Origin of the sequence: Paenibacillus solanacearum (assembly GCF_910593845.1) — a bacterium.
GTDB lineage: Bacteria > Bacillota > Bacilli > Paenibacillales > NBRC-103111 > Paenibacillus_G > Paenibacillus_G solanacearum.
Genome location: NZ_CAJVAS010000041.1, coordinates 13,050 through 29,246 on the forward strand (window position 1 = coordinate 13,050; position 16,197 = coordinate 29,246).

The 16,197-nt window shown below is 47.1% G+C and carries 7 protein-coding genes; all 7 read right to left on the bottom strand.

All coding sequences use genetic code 11. The annotated features are described in order from the left end of the window. Positions 1–155: 155 nt before the first annotated feature. Entirely contained in the window at positions 156–1,391 is a 1,236-nt protein-coding gene (locus tag KXG62_RS27645; protein ID WP_218095261.1) for an IS110 family RNA-guided transposase, read from the bottom strand. A 220-nt stretch (positions 1,392–1,611) separates the two neighbouring features. Next, positions 1,612–1,875, bottom strand: a complete 264-nt coding sequence (locus KXG62_RS27650; RefSeq protein WP_218095262.1) for a hypothetical protein — start codon at positions 1,873–1,875, stop codon at positions 1,612–1,614. Between the two features lie 12 nt (positions 1,876–1,887). Continuing rightward, entirely contained in the window at positions 1,888–2,664 is a 777-nt protein-coding gene (locus tag KXG62_RS27655) for a recombinase family protein (protein ID WP_218095263.1), read from the bottom strand. 228 nt (positions 2,665–2,892) lie between these two features. Further along, complete coding sequence (locus tag KXG62_RS27660) at positions 2,893–3,726, bottom strand: rolling circle replication-associated protein (RefSeq protein WP_218095264.1); 834 nt, start codon at positions 3,724–3,726, stop codon at positions 2,893–2,895. Positions 3,727–5,061: 1,335 nt separating this feature from the next. After that, positions 5,062–5,415, bottom strand: coding sequence for a hypothetical protein (locus KXG62_RS27665; protein ID WP_218095265.1), 354 nt, complete (start codon positions 5,413–5,415; stop codon positions 5,062–5,064). 17 nt (positions 5,416–5,432) lie between these two features. Beyond that, complete coding sequence (locus KXG62_RS27670; RefSeq protein ID WP_218095266.1) at positions 5,433–10,634, bottom strand: RHS repeat-associated core domain-containing protein; 5,202 nt, start codon at positions 10,632–10,634, stop codon at positions 5,433–5,435. Between the two features lie 46 nt (positions 10,635–10,680). Continuing rightward, entirely contained in the window at positions 10,681–16,041 is a 5,361-nt protein-coding gene (locus KXG62_RS27675) for a fibronectin type III domain-containing protein (protein ID WP_218095267.1), read from the bottom strand. Between the last annotated feature and the right edge of the window lie 156 nt (positions 16,042–16,197).

Consider the following 16,197-nt stretch of genomic DNA (forward strand, 5'->3'; position numbering starts at 1 on the left):
ATCAGTATACCTCAACGGATTATTATGCACATACGTATAAAGGTTCAAACTCAGCGGATTCGTAATATCCCCTTCATACGTATCCTAGTTAATAAAGCCTTACTTACCGGGAATATAGGCGGCAGATTCTTCCTCCACAGCCTTTCCCCAGTATATCATCCAGCGTCCATTTCCGGCACTGTCGGTATCACATACGCTGCTTTCGTCCGCATCAGGTAATGGACGACATTCACCAACTTCCGCATGATACAAACGATGGCTTGCTGCTTCGTCTTTCCTTCCGCCATCCTTCGCTCGTAGTACGCATGGAAGTACGGGTTGCGCGGCTCCTTCTTCGTTCTCGTCACCGCGATCTGCCGAATAGCCAGCGCCTTCAGAATGTCGTGAAGCTCGCGATTCCCTTGCTTGCTCTTGTAGTTGCGGTGCTTGTTTCCCGAACCTACCGCTATCGGCGCTACTCCCGCGAATCTCGCCAGCTTATCCGGCGTAGCGAAACGATGGATATCGCCGATCTCCGCTACCAGTTCCGCAGCCGTTACCAAGTCGATTCCCGTCATCGTCTCCAACTGAAAGCCAAGCTGCTTCATTAGACCTGCGATCTCCTGTTCAATTCGGTTCAGTTCACGCCCATAGAAGCGAATATTTCGCACAAGACCTTTCACGATAAAATCACGCTTCTCCTGAAAGTCGCGTGTCGTATCGCCATCCTCCGCGATCAGCATCAGCATCTGCTCCGCTTTCTTCGTCGAGAGCGCATAGTTGCTCAGCTTCCGCAGGAACATCGCCAGTTCATCCACCATCACACCATCTAGGTGGACGGGCGAAGGATACTTATGCCAGAAGGCCAACGCCGTCTTCCCGTCGATTTCGGAAAAGAACTTCTTGTAGCTGGGGTAATGGTAGCCGAGTTGCTGGTGCAGCCGCTTCACCATGCCAGACAAGCTCTTAGCCTGCCATTTCCGCTGGGTGACGAGCTGGCTAATCGCCCAGTACAGGTCAATTGGCTTTGCGTCAGGCAGATTCGGCAGTTCATCCCGCAGCACCTTCGCCACGCATTCTGCATCCCAGCTATCGGATTTCTGTACTGTGACGTGACTCTTACGGCGGTTATTCGCCAGCTTCGCGTTGACTTCCTTTACCCGGCAGCCGCTTTCGGTTAGGTACACCGCCAACGCTCTGCCGAATCCGCCTACGTCTTCCAGACCGTATACGACAGACATGCCCCTTTTCGTGTGCTTCTTCACTTCCTTCAACAGCAGGGGAAAGGCGGACGGCTTGTTGTCGAACCGGATTTCGCCCAGTTTCTTATTCCAGCAGTCGATCATCACGGCGGTATGATGCTGCTTGTGCAGGTCTACGCCTACGTAAATCAATTTTTCGGGTTGGATCATCTTCACTTCGCTCCTTCACAGGGATGGGACAACTACGCACAGGCTGGAGAGGCATCCTGCGAACAAGCGGGCAGAATACATAACACGTAAACTAACCTCCAGTCCATGAGTATCCGTCCCATCAGACGGCTTGAAACCATGATAAATGAGCTTGCATCCTCAGTTCGAGCGGACGAGCCGCAAAGACACGCTAGCAAATTCTCATTCCCTCACGTTTCCATCAGTCAGCTTTCGGTTTGTTCGGTTTCAGCCCATAGGCAAGGTATGCCTTCTCCAGTCGCACATGAAGCAGTTCCAACCTTACAGCATCTTCCAATTGATGAATGGCAATTAATACATTCTCCACCGCCAACTTATCGAATCGCTCCCCATAGCGGTAAATATGGTCGAATATCGCGTATTGGCACGATTCCAACGTATCCAGTTGCTCATCGTATCGGTCTTCCTGCTCGACACAGCGGTTATAGTGCTCCATCTCCTCCATCCCGCCACCGCCTCACAAAATCGCTTCGTGCAGCCCGGCGGCCTTCACGTTTCCATAGCACACCATGCCTTCGTATAGCTCTTTCCGGTCCAGGATTCGCTTGACCTGTACCTTCGTAAACCGCATGCCTTGCTGGGTCGTATACCCTTCAGCGTTCAGCCGCCGCGCCGTCTCCGCCAGCGTCAGGCCTGGGTTTCGTTCCCTTATCTCAAATAGCCGCTTCACAGCCGACGCCTGGATCGGGTTCACTTCGATCACTTTCCGTCCCTTCTTCGCCGTATAGCCGAACGCAGCGCGTCCTCCGGCATAGCCGCCTTGCTGCGCTTTCTTCATTCGTCCGCGTCCCAGCTTCAAGGCGATTTCTAACCGCTGGTACTGATCGAGCAGTTCCATCAGCCCGTTAATCAGGAAATCGCTCGGGTCTTTCCGATGGATACTGTACGTCGGCTGCTCGATACTCTTCACATCCACGCCATAGCGCTTCAACTCGCGGTGAACCAGCACTTTCACAATGTCACTACGCCATAAGCGGTTCGTGTTAAGCACGAGCACATAGCTCACACCACCATCCGGCAGTGCTTCGAGCATATCCCGGAAGCCTTCACGCTCGACTTCCAGCGCTTCTTCGTCTACCTCCGCGCCGCTAATCCCGGCATCCTCATACACATGCAACAAGTTCCAACCCTGTGCGGCGCAATACGCTTCAATCTCATCGCGCTGGTACGCGAGACTATAGCCTTCCTTCGCTTGTCCTTGCGTCGATACGCGAATATAACCAATCACGTTCAACAGTCACTCCCCCAATCGCAACGATAATTAAAATTACCGTAACCGAAGCCGAATTAAAGATTACTAGTTTTTGGTAATTTTTGTTCGGAGCAATCATAGTACGCGTGTATGGGAGAGTTCAAGCATCATTTCATTTCAAAATTAAAGTGACACACCTTTACCCAGCCGCACCACAGCGGGGACAGGGGTAGTATGGGCTTTAATGCGGTAAAGGTATAAAGGTGACCTTTACTTCGTCAGGCGGTACGTTTCGAGCTGGATATAGTTCAGGTACTCCACCGGAAACTGACGGGTTTCCACTAGCTCCGGCACATACCCGTTCTCCCTCAACTTCTCCATCATCTCGTTAAAGTCGCCTTTTACCGTTCTCGGGACAATCAGGTTCTTACTCTGGAGAAACAGGCGCTTCCCATACGAACGCTCATCCGCCTTAAAATCCCGCAGATTCTTAATCAGGTCAAGTTTTAGCTTATTCCGGCGCTCCTCCATCGGCAGGCTATAGATACGCTTCAATTCGACGCTTCCCCGTCCCCATATATCCCGAAACGTTCCATCCGCCAGTTCCGCTCTCGGTATCGTAGGCAGGTCAGCCAGCAGGTGGAAGTGGAGTGTGCCGCGCTGCTGGAAGGAACGATTGGCAAGATACTTAAAATCGCCGTACCGTTCGCGCATCCGCTTCACCCAGTTCTCATAGTCCTTCGCCGCTTCATCCAGCGTCACGTCCGGCTTCTCGTAGGTCAAGGTAATGAACTTGTGGCCCAGGCTAAAGTTTCGGTCCATCAGGTGGCAGAATCGTTCCCGTTCCGCCAGTTTCAACCGTCCTGGCTTCGGCGTTCGGTCAGGGCGATTTCGCGCACACTCCTCCTCTTTATCAGGCGGCTCCAAGATCGCCGCATAGAGCCGCTTCTGCAAGTCCGTCAGGCTCGGGTCGGCTTGAATCGCTTCGATCTCCGCTAAGCGTTGGTTTTTCGACTTACGGTCACTTTCTTCAAATAGTTCCTTTCCATACAGCTTCACTCGCAGGCAATCTCCAATTCTCGTCATCTGGCAGTTATATCCCATCGCCCAGTCCTCCTTGGCGCCCATTGGGGCGTTTACCGTAAATAAACCGGGGGGATGCATGTGTACTCCATGGGGTTCATATAAAAAATAACGGCAGGGAAAGCAGTCCCTACACTTCGTTAGGCATATCCGGCAAGGGGGTCACGAGGGAGTATGGTTACAGTACATTTAAACAGGCATAACGGGCGAGTCATAGACAGGTTGGGAAAAGCTTCCTCGGATACGCAAAAAGCCCCCGTCAGCGACTACGGGACGTTCTACGTCCATATCGTCGCCAGCGGGGGCATGTGGGGGATATTATCATCCAGAGAACATAGGGAGATCAGAGCATTCCAATCATTACTACAACCCTCGTATAAATCCTAATATCACTCAGCGGACGAGCGAAGCGAAGTCCTCCGAGCGTTAGCGAGGAGCAGAGCACATCCATCCTTCATAGTCAGAAAAGCAGCCCAGGCTTCTATGGGCATAGGCTGCCCACGAATATTAAGCCGCTCGTTCCCTGCCTGTGACCTCCTCGCTTCGCTCGGAAGACTCCGCTTCGCTTCGTCACTTTCTTTCTCTTTTCATTCATCTAAGAGCATGTTATTCCTTTGATGAATCCTCTTTATTTTTTAATATAGCGACCACTTTTATTTGTTTTATTCGTCCACTCTGGACAGGCATCCGAAATCTGCGGAGAATGGAGCTTTCCCATAAGACCCCTGTATTTCCCACATAGGAGCGCATGTCCTTCTTCATAAAATTTTTTCTAAATATAGGAAATTATCCGTATATTCATTCGTTTTTTAGCAGGAAATATACCATTCTATACCATTAGGTTATCAATCGAAGCCAATTGATCGAAAAATTATATCAATTATTTTTCCTCAGGCCATCCTATACCCCATCGCTTGTCGAATCCGGGTGAGGCACGTGGTTACAGGCGATAGAAACCGGGCAATTTCCCATTTCTATCCTCAGAACAGTCGAAAGTCACGGTAGGACAGTAGCGCCCATCTACGGCGATTTCTGGGCGTTTTACGCCCAATTCGTCGCCATGTGGTGAATACGTACGGGCAAGGTTTTCAGGGATCATCAGCATATCCATCACGCTACAATTTTGGCTACATGTGAAATCGTATAACAGCCCTAAGGAAGCGGGGTGACAGCCCCCCGTCCGCCGAGAGAACTGGCTATGTATTATTAAATTCAGAGAGAGTAAGTGAAGCGCTGTTCGCCGCCGCGCAAACGTTATTCAGCTATTTCCGATTTCTAGTGGCCGCGGCAGATAAAAAAGAACCACAACGCGAGGTTTAGTCGCATTGTGGTAAAACCAACAGGCATATAATTTATTCATTTTGTTATAAAAATAACCTCGTTCGCTTCAAAGGCAATGATCACAACATCCTCTCCTCCTGAAAGCACTATCCTAATTTTCTCAGGTTCTCTCGCATCATCAACGCTTTCAATCTGCACTTCGAGAATTTCATTGCTATCAAATGAGAAATTCACAGGCTCCAAATGGAGGTTTCTTACTTCAAAGAAATTTAACTGACACAGCAACATCTCTTCCTCGGTCTCTTGAAAGCCTTCTTGTTTCCAATTGCACAATTCTAACTCGATTTCTAATTCCGATTCGCCTAAAGAAATACTGTTTACAAGACTGTCATGTAAATTTAAACTACTCAATAGCTCAGATGGTTTCATACCTAATCTCAGTCCTTTTAAGGAACAATATGTGATGGCTTAGAGCCTTTTGGAACAGGATTTCCACTTTTATCAATATAATAGTCCATTTTACCAGTACTATTTGGATTATAAAAGTGGTAATGGTCCATACCTTCAAATCCATTTGCTCCTTCTTTCCCTGGATCAAATCTTACCTTAAATCCAGTAACCTCGTCATGATATTCTCGGGAAGTTGTATTTTTAAGCATACCATCAGGAGTCACATCTTTCCAACCATTCTTCAATAGTTCATTTGGATTTTTAGGCAAATTACTAAAAGAAAACTTCATTCCACCTGGACCCTTCAATGTTCCCAAAGCCATTGGGTCAGGAATTATCATTTGAACTGCATCAACATATAACTTTAATCCGAGTGAGTCGCTTTCTATCCAATTTATTGTAGAAGCCCAAGCAATATCCATTACAACTGCTTCTGGAATAGAATAGTCATCGCTTTGCATAATATCAGACTCAGAATATCCTGCCGTCCTCATTCGTTCTCGAAGCTTATTAGCCTCTCCAGCCCAATACTTCATTTTGTCAGTATTGTTAGCAGAATAAGCCTTTTCCCATTGCCATTTCATCTCATTAATGGTCCAATTGGCAGTAATTTCGGTAGCCCAGTGACCATTCGGATCGCTATACCTCAACGGATTATTATGCACATACGTATAAAGATTCAACGTCAAAGGATTCGTAATATCCCCTTCATACGTATCCTGATTTATAAACCGTCCTACACTCGGATCGTACCATCTGGCCCTGAGGTACTGCAAGTTCGTGCTGCTATCCCAGAGTTCGCCACTGTAACGGAATGGTTGTTTGATTTGCTCTTGCGCAACGAGCGGATTGCCCCATATATCGTACGTATACTGATTCAGTATACTTCCGCTGCCGTCGGTTAACCCCACGACATCTCCATGGCCGTTATGCACATAATATGACTTCGTGCCGTTAGCGTCAACCCTGGCGACGAGACCGTTGCCGCGCACATATCTCGTCTTCAAGCTGGACGCACCGTTTGCTACATTCCCTTCTGCAATGACACTGGCTCCATCATAGTAGTAACGCGTCGTTTGCCCGTTTTCCGTCCGTTCGTATAACAATCCGTCCCCGTTATACGTGTAACTTATATTGGCCCCGTTCGCATCGGAAACGTGAACAAGTTCATTACGGGCATTGTACTGGTAGTTCGGCTTATTTTTGTCCAGCAGGTTGTTTCTCGTTTGCAGTGAACTGCGGTTGCCGCGTGCATCGTATTGATACTGTTCGCTAAATTGTGACGATGTCGATATACGGTTCAGTTCATCGTATGCAAATTCAAAATATGCCCCGTTCTCCGTCTTGCTTGTCTGATTGAGATTGTTGTCATACGTATAATTATACTGGAACGGACTTAACGTTATACCTGAACGTTGGTACGTCAGTTGGGCCAGATTGGTGCCATTGTAAGTGTAGTTTGAGCTAATCCCGTTTCGCAAACTGACGCTTGAAAGCAAATTGTTATTTTTATACGAATAACCTGCATCCCAGTCGTTCAGTGCTGGCCCCAAATGACTCAATCGGTTCTTCTGGTCATAATCGTATACCGTAACGTTATGGAACGGATCCGTCATTTGCTTACGGTTCCCTTGCAGATCGTACGTATAATTCATCGTTTTGCCGTCCGGGAAGGTGACTGTTGCCAGTTGACCTATCGTGTTGTACAGATATTGGGTCGATCCCGTGGCATCCTTTAATAGCGTCCGGCGTCCAGCATTGTCGTAATCGTACTCAACGATCTCGCTGCCGACGACGCTTTTGGTCAGTCTGTTGCGCGAGTTGAATGTGTTCAGCGTCGTCTGATTTTTCCGGTCGATTCGGGTCACTAGGTTGTTGTTCGCATCGTAGAAATATTTCTCTATGGCCCCCTCCTGATCCGTTTTTTGAATCAGACGCCCCAGCTCATCATACTGATTAAGGACTACGGTTAAATCCGGGTACTGAATTTGCGTCAGTTTATCCGCGAAATTATAGCTATAATTCATTTTCTGGTTCTTGGCGTCTTCCACCGATGTTAACCGGCCAAGAATATCATACGTATACTTGGTACGCTGTGCTTTACCGTCAATGGCCTGCACGGCATTCCCGATATAATCATAATCGAACGTGGAGTGCGTTAATGATACATTACTTGCATTGAATAATTCGCTCCGAATGACGCGGCCCAGCTTATCGTACGTTTCAACCGATTTGTTATTTTCGCCATCGGTTGCCGTCTTGGTCCTGGCGACATCGTTATATGCCAGCTTCGATCTGCTGCCATCTGCAGCAATGGTTTCGACCGGTCGATCGAAGTTGTCATAGATCATTTGTGTCCGATGATTCAGTGCATCGATTATTGCCGTTTGACGGCTTTTATTGTCGTACTCGTAGGCAATGGTTCCACTTCCTTGTATGGTAGTCGACAGCTTCAAGCCGATCGGATTCCATTTTGTAATCGTTGTGACTCCCGTCTCATCTCGTGAAGTGACCATGTTGCTGACATCGTCATATGTGATGTTGACTTGACTGGCGTCTGGGAATGTGGCCGTCGTAACGCGACCAAAAGCATCGTATTGATATGTAGTACCATAATTTTTCCCGTCCGTAAGCTTCTTCAGCAGCCCTGTATCGGTGTAGTAATCAAACTGCTGTGTGATGGGCGTACGGTTCCCCTCGACGTCGGTAACCAGTACAGCTTGCTTGGTCAAAAATCCGCCTCGATAAGGCGCCGCATTATTGTATTCTTTATCGATTGTTCGGGAGCTTTGACCGTCCGTCACTGTAATGCTCGTCGGATGACCGAATGCATCATAGTTATTGTAGTTTACTTTTAACCGCAATGGACCGGTTGTATTATTGTCTTTTACCGTGAGCTGCGTAACGCTACCTTGGGCATTGCGCTCGTATTCTGCATAATGAGTCAAGTTCGCATTGACTGGCTTGGTCATCGTTTTAAGCAAGCCGTAATCGTACGTGTACCTTGTTGTAATGTCGTTAGGATCGGTTTGCGTTAGCACGTTGCCGTAGTTATCGTAGGTTCGTTTGACGATAACAGGGGTGCTCGTCCCGCTCGCATCCTGATATTGTGTTTTGGTTTCAATCGGGTTCGGATTGTCTTTACCAAGATCATACGTATGGGTCGTATCATATTGCTGATCTCCCGATTTCACCGTGCTCCCGAGATTATAGTAAAATTCTTCGGTATCGAGGAATACCCCTGAATCGGTAAGTCTGTTGTGATAGTACCTTACATTATTAACCGTTGTCGTCTTCAACCCGTCATTTATGATCGTTTTGAAATATACATCATTTGGGATCACTCGGTTGCCCCAAGTATCGAATCGGTACGTTGGCCTTGTCGCCATATCATTTTCGTAAGAATAGTCCTGGTGATTGTACGCCACCGTGCTCCCGTTCATGGATACCTGATCTTCCCTCGAGGTAAGACGGTATTTCCGTGTAAAAGAATTTTCGCTATAATACCGGAAGATTGGAACCGATTCATACGTATACATCGTTCTGGCCCCTGTCGGATATTCGACAGTGTTGACATACGCATGCTTGTTCGGAACGGCAATACCGGAATTGTTAGTTAAGTTAAATGACGGAGTGTCTCCTTCCAAATAGGCATATCTTGTGGTGTTGCCCATTACGTCTTGCACCGATACGAGCAGATCCGTTTTTTTATTTCGCCACGGCTGGTCCGGGAAGATGTTATCCTGTAACACTTTTGTGTATACGACGGTTTTGCCATTCGAAGTAAGTATCACTTGTGTTGCGGTGTAGTTGATATCAATCGTGTTGCCGATGGCATCCCGTATTGTCCCGAGCACTTTCCCATACGATTCGACTTGTTTATACTCGAACTGGATCGTATTCCCATACGCATCGGAGATCTGGATCGGCCTTCCGTCTTGGGTAAAATAAACCGTTCTCTTCGTCACATTATTATTTAATTCGTATCCGGCCGTTTCTCCGTTTACAACGATGCTGGCGCTTGTCCTCCCAATATATAAATCCTCAAATGGGTATTTGCTCAGCCTATTTCCGACTGCCCATTTATACGAGCTTCCATCCCCTATATAAACATATCCTGAAAACCCTTCGGTCTCCCAATCAATAAAGGGAAGGCTCCAGCTCCATCCGGCGCCAATGGGGAACCATTTTTGCTCCTTTGGTTTTTCCGATGCTTTGTTTCGGAAATAGGAAATACTCGATACATCCTGATTCAATATTTTATATTGTGCATTCGATGAAACGCCCTGAATCGTTCGTGTATATACTCCGTTCGCATCTGGCCCCGTCCAATTGGAATACGTAATATCTTTTCCTTGATTGGCAATGATCCAATCCGATGCCTCATTAAAGTCCGTCGCATTGCTGAAGTTTTGGGTCTCAAGTTTCTCCGTCTTAGGGGAAGAAACAACGTTGCCGCTGCTATCCATGGTTTGCGTGTACGTATAACCGTTGTACTGAAATTTGAGCGTACCCGGATGGACAAGCTCCGTATCTTCTTTGAAAAATCCGGATGAGTTGCTTCGATACGTTCTTGTTAGTGCAAAGCTAAGCCCGCTCCTGCCGGGCAGGGTTAGATCTGTTTCCTTAATTGTCAGCTCACCGCTTAAAGTGGAGATTTGTTCCCTGCCCGAGTTCACTTGAAACGGAGCCTGGTCCGGATTCGTATTAACCGCCTTTACTCCGGCGGCATCAATCTCAGAAGCATACGGATTGTCGCTAGCAATAGACATCCTCCGAGCTCCTCCCCCAACCGGTATGGGAGACAATCCTTTGGGACGTAGGATATCCAGTAGCTCCTGCAGTCCTTTGTGATTTTGCTGCTGCAACTGAAGCGCCCATTCAATATCTTGCAATTCATACCCTTCCAGAAGCTTCAAACGAATGACCGAGATGTCTATATTGTACATGAGACTTAATTCATTGATACGACCGGCGATCGTACCGTATACGCTCTCGGTAACCGAAGAATACACATTATCCGTGACACGATCATATACATTCTGCGCTACCGCCGAGTACACAGCCTGACTCACCGCTGTATCATATCCGCCGCGGCTATCCCCCATGTTAGGGGAATCCGCAGCTCCGGCCACAGGTGTTACCATCGAGAACAATAACACCCAAGCCAATGTTAAGGATATACACTTCTTAATCATACATTGCCTCCAATCCCAAAGTCGTCAAACAAGCCGTTCCTAAACCTTATTGCAACACGATTCGCAGTAAATTGCCGTTTGCATCATATTCATACTTTAATATTTGCCCTGACGATAAGAGCATATAATCAATACGACCTTTGGCATCGTAAACATATCTGTACTCCCCGTTGTAATAATAAACCGTGTTGCTGGCCTCCGATACATTGCCTAACAGGTCTCTAGCCCTTACCGCAAAAATGTACAGCCGGTTTGGAACGGTATTCGGAACGGTAATGCCGGTATTGGTGGTAGAGATTACCAGGACATCCCCGTTGTACACATCATAACCCGCTACTCCGATATTATCTGTTGCCGGTTGCCAAGCTAGAGTGGCTGCAGCGGTATTTTTGTTCACCAATTCGAGCTTCACCGGTACTGTCGGCGGGATTTTATCGATAATGCCTAGCGGCATCGGATCGGACCATTCCAAACCGTCACTCACAATGATCTTAAAGCTCCACGTCCCAGCGGCTAACGATGGCGTTGTGAAACTCGTCGTTGTCGAATTAATGACGCCCGTATCATACTCGGTTGACGCCCAGTTGGTCTTGGAACCCATGATTCGGTAAGAGGCTTGCGGCTGCCCGTCCCCGTCGCTGTAATTCCAATTGAAGCTGTAAATATGGTTAGGTCGCTCTTCGCCTCCGGTATATTCAATCTTCGGAATTTGATTAATTTGGATAAATGCCGAAGATGATATGCCGGACTCGCCACCATAGCTATCTTTCACTCGAACTTGCCAACGATACGTTTTTCCCCGCCCTAGGGTAGCCGAAGGAACGGCAAACGAGTTGCTTCCCGAAGTAACCCACCCGGTGTCGATTACCGACGCGTTCGACTGCTGATCGTAGACCATCACCTGATAAGCCATTTGTGCATCGCCGGCGTCCGGATCCGCGAATACCCAACTGAATTTTGGCGTTGCGCCTGAGATTACTACAGGTGAGCTTGCATTTCCGGGACTTAATTGATTAGGCACATTCGGTAACCGATCGATTCGAATCAAACCGGAATATAATGCATTGGTGCTTGCTCCATATGAGTCGGTTGCCATAACCGTAATATTGGTGTAAGTGTTTTGCGGTATCGGATCGCTTGCTAGATTCCATTGCAAACTCCACGGCTGTGGCGTAGCTGTGTTATAGAGCGTTGTCGTTTTCGTTACGCCAGCAATCGTGGCGCTGATGGTTAGGTTGTCTCCATTCGGATCGCTTGCCGTACCAGACAAGGTAATGGTCTTAGCGGTTCCATTGACATAGCTCGTTTGATCGTTGTTGTTTATTTGGATCGACGGGTTGTTATCCAAATAGCCTAAAAATCGATATTCGTAGGAATCCGTACGCGCGTATGCAATAGACCTAGCTCCGGCAACGCCGGCCCATTGTGGTGTTTCGTCCGTTACCGTGGTGTAGCCATAATTATCTTTTATGTAAAGCTTTACGGTGTTATCGTTGAATAAAACACGCCTTTCCGTCAGACTGCCAGGCCGATTATAGCGAGTAATCTCCCTTGCATTGCTCAAATCCGGCCAGTTGGCAGAATCGTCAATGAGTTCTGTTGTATGATAATAATTATAAAAATCGTATTTATTACACTTCACCGTGTTATCGTTATACCACACGCATCGATATTCATAGGTTCCGTCCATTGAATAGGAAATGGTTTTCGCATTTGTTAGGCTTGGCCATATCATTGCATCGTTACCTGCATCAATGATGTTCCTACCGTCATATTTGAAAAGCCGGATTGTAAGATCATTGTATAAAACATATCTCCACACCGTTGTAATGCCTTGATGCGTATAATAGGAGATTGATTTGGCGTTGGTCACGCTCGGCCAATTAACCGCGTCCTCAGTGGTTAGGGTAGTGTTGCAGCATCTTTCCAGCTTCTTCAATGTTATATGAGAAGTATAGCTGTCAGAACCCGGAGCAGGCGTCATGGTGGTCATTGTAAGCGTAGCGCTTGGCCCAGAAACATTTCCTGATGTATCGATCGATTTCACTACAAACTGGTATGTAGCACCAGGTGATAGTCCTGAAACGGCAAAGTTGGTGGTTGCCGTACTACCGATCATGTTCCCCCCCATGTAAACGTCGTAGCGTGAAATGCCAACGTTATCCTTCACCGCTTCCCAAACCAAGGTAAGTGAATTGCCGGTTCGATCGGTTACTCGCACATTGGCAGGCGGAGCCGGTGGCGTTGTGTCCGCTAATGTTAAGTTGACTTCGTTGCTCAGTCCCGAAACATTTCCTGCTGCATCCCGCGCTCTTACACTAAATTGATACGAAGCCGCATCATTGAGTCCAGTAATCTCGTAGCTCAATGTGCTGCTTGTACCGGTCACTACCGTACCTTGGAGAATGTCATACCCTGTTACGTCGATGTTGTCCGTTGATGCATTCCAATTTAGCATCGCTGTGGTGCCAGTTTGGTTTGCAACTCTAAGGTTAGACGGAATAGTCGGAGGTGTGTAATCCGGAATGGTTGCCGTCACCGTATTGCTGCTAGAGGAACTATTTTGGGCTGCATCTTTTGCCCGTACGCTAAATTGGTAGGTTCTTCCCTCCGCTAATCCTGTAAATTGATAGCTCGTTGTCGTACTTGCGGCCGCAATATTATCTCCAATTAAAATGTCATAGCCCGTTACGCCGATATTATCTGAGGAAGCACTCCACTCCAAATTGATGGTGGTGCCCGTTTGATCTGTAATTCGCAAATTCGTCGGCGCGTACGGTGCTGTATAGTCCGGAATCGTCACACTTACCGTGTTGCTATTCCCGGATACGTTCCCTGCAGCGTCTCTTGCTCTTACATTAAATTGATATGTAGCACCCTCTGTTAGCCCCGTAACCTGATAACTTGTGGTCGTGGAAGTGCCTGTGACCGCGGCGCCTATCAAAATATCGTAGCCTACAACGCCGACAATATCTTTCGGCGCATCCCAAGCCAACTGTACGGTCGTACCGGATTGGCTGACAACTCTTAAATTTGCGGGATTCGTCGTCACGTTTTCCGGAATCGTTGTTGAAGCCTCCGGACCGATGTTCCCGACCATATCTATCGTACGCGCGTATACGGTTGGTTGTCCTATCGTTCCAACAGCAACCGGTGAAACATAATCCGTCCAAGCCCCTGACAAACCAATCTTATATTGACTCTTCTGTACGCCACTACCATTGTCTGTGCCAGGAGTTATCGTTAACGTAACGTTCGTTAGTGTCCAGTTCGACAGCGATATGCTTGGCGCCGTCGGCGGAATGGTATCGTAGAGAACGTTTATCGCGTTGCTCGGATTGGATACGTGCCCTAAAATATCTTTAGCGGCCACGGTAAATTGATATGTCGTATTGGCTGATAATCCGGTAGCCGTATAGCTGGTGATCCCGCCTGATGTTGTTCCGATCAGCGCCGAATCCCGATAAATATTGTAGCCGCTGATGCCTGAACTATCTGATGAGGGGCTCCAATTTAAGACCACGCTGGTAGCCGTGAGATTGGATGCGGCCAGGTTACTTGGCACAGTAGGAGGTGTCCGGTCAACAGCAAAGTTTAATTCCGAAGGATACTGAACAGCTCCGTTACCCGCCGTATCCCCGAAATAAAGATGAACTTTATAGTTCCCTTCTAATGTGATAGGAACGCTCATCGTCCAAACAGATCCGTTCTGCGTTACACGGATTATTGCCTGTACCCACTGACCATCTGGTTTTTGATAATATGCATCCCACAATCTTACCCCTGACCGATCATCTGAAACCTCAACGGAAATGTTTTTTGTTCCGCCGTCGACGATGTTTACAGGAGTCGTACCAACGTTGTAGTTAAAGACGTTCGGTGCGTTCGAATCAAATTGGTATGTCTTATACGACCAATCGGACCAGGAGCCATTTGAGTCGGCCGTTCGTACTCGGACATAGTTTGTGCCTTGGTGAGACCATCCCATGCTGTGGTACGTATCGCTAGAGGAGACCCCTCCAGTGTCGTAATCAATGTTGTTCCAATCAGATTGGGTCCGCTGCACATGGTACAGCGATTGCGTTTTACCAGCATCGGGATGGCTGAAATTCCAAGTAACTTGTGGCTGTGTTCTAAACCACTGCCAATCTGTCGTGTTCCAATTAAAACCCAGGTTCGCCGGGGGCTTCGGTGGATTGCTGACATAAACGGTCCCTGTGTAATTTTGACCTGCGGTACCCCAAAGTCCATCATTTGCTGTAACCGTAATGTTTGAGTATGTTCCGACTGGAATATTATCGCTATCTACATTCCATACCAGTGTCCACGACTTTGCGTTGTAAGCACTAGGTATTACAGTGGTTTTTGTGATCCCAGCAATTGTAGCACTGATTGTTACGTTATCATCGTCCATATCCCTGACCGTTCCTGATATGGAAATATATTGACCCGTATTTCTATTGACATATTGTGTATTATTCGATATGTATTCAATCGCAGGGTTTACATTGGTGTATGCGACATAATTGTATACTTCACCCGATTCGGGATTGAAGTGATGAGAAAATGATTTCGAATTGGTCAAATCTGGCCAAGCGCCAACGTATTCTTCCCATTCCCCATAGCCATCCCTACATCTTATTTTGTTGTCTTTATACAAGACACAACGAACACCAACACCGTTCTGGTCGGAGGCTAGGCTAATCGCTTTTGCGTTAGTTAAATTCGGCCAACCCGATGTATCATCGTAAGGGCCATTCCAAGGATCTCTGCAAGATACTGTATTGTTTATATAGAGGACGCAACGATAGTCAGAATAATTATTAATATTTTTGGTTATCGACCTTGCATTAATCAAACTTGGCCAACCCGATGTATCATCGTATATTTGTGCACCGTATCTACACTGTACTGTATTATCGACATACAAGACACATTTCTGATCATAGCCACTTGCTTCTTGGCTATAGGTTGTCGACAGCGCATTAATTAGGCTTGGCCAACTCTGAGTGTCATCGTAAGTATATATTCCTCCACCATTAAAAACATTCATTGATGTATATCTGACAGCCGGCCCCATAAGAGTCGAATATAATAAAGCATTTCCATACACAAATTTATACACACTGTCTGCTACAGAAAAGCCTAGAGGCGGTCCGTAATCGAAAAAAGCCTCTTCGTTTTGTTTGGTATTAACCCCCATATGTTGGCCATCGTCTTCCTTATTCAAGGCCGCATCTTCATATTCGCTAGGAGCAACATCACTCGTTGCGTTTTGCTTTCCAGTGTAAGTTATGCCCCCTTCAGGACTTACAGGTTCTGCCCCTGCATACTCAATTGTTAAGCTTGATATTACAATCATGCTTATTAGTACAATAGACACTATTCTTCTCCATCTTCCGATCATGTACAGACTCCTTTTCCCAAAATTGTGTCAACAAAACAACTATACAGTACGTACGTTCCCTTTTCATTAGGAAATTTCGTCGAATCAAAAGTTATTTTGTCGAAAAATGTTGTTAGGAAGCACTCCGGCAAATCACAAAAATCCCCGGAAAACATC

What these genes read in the sequence shown, in the direction of transcription:
- KXG62_RS27645 (WP_218095261.1), bottom strand. Translation starts at nt 1,391, where the DNA reads ATGATCCAACCCGAAAAATTGATTTACGTAGGCGTAGACCTGCACAAG.
- KXG62_RS27650 (WP_218095262.1), bottom strand. Translation starts at nt 1,875, where the DNA reads ATGGAGGAGATGGAGCACTATAACCGCTGTGTCGAGCAGGAAGACCGA.
- KXG62_RS27660 (WP_218095264.1), bottom strand. Translation starts at nt 3,726, where the DNA reads ATGGGATATAACTGCCAGATGACGAGAATTGGAGATTGCCTGCGAGTG.
- KXG62_RS27665 (WP_218095265.1), bottom strand. Translation starts at nt 5,415, where the DNA reads ATGAAACCATCTGAGCTATTGAGTAGTTTAAATTTACATGACAGTCTT.
- KXG62_RS27670 (WP_218095266.1), bottom strand. Translation starts at nt 10,634, where the DNA reads ATGATTAAGAAGTGTATATCCTTAACATTGGCTTGGGTGTTATTGTTC.
- KXG62_RS27675 (WP_218095267.1), bottom strand. Translation starts at nt 16,041, where the DNA reads ATGATCGGAAGATGGAGAAGAATAGTGTCTATTGTACTAATAAGCATG.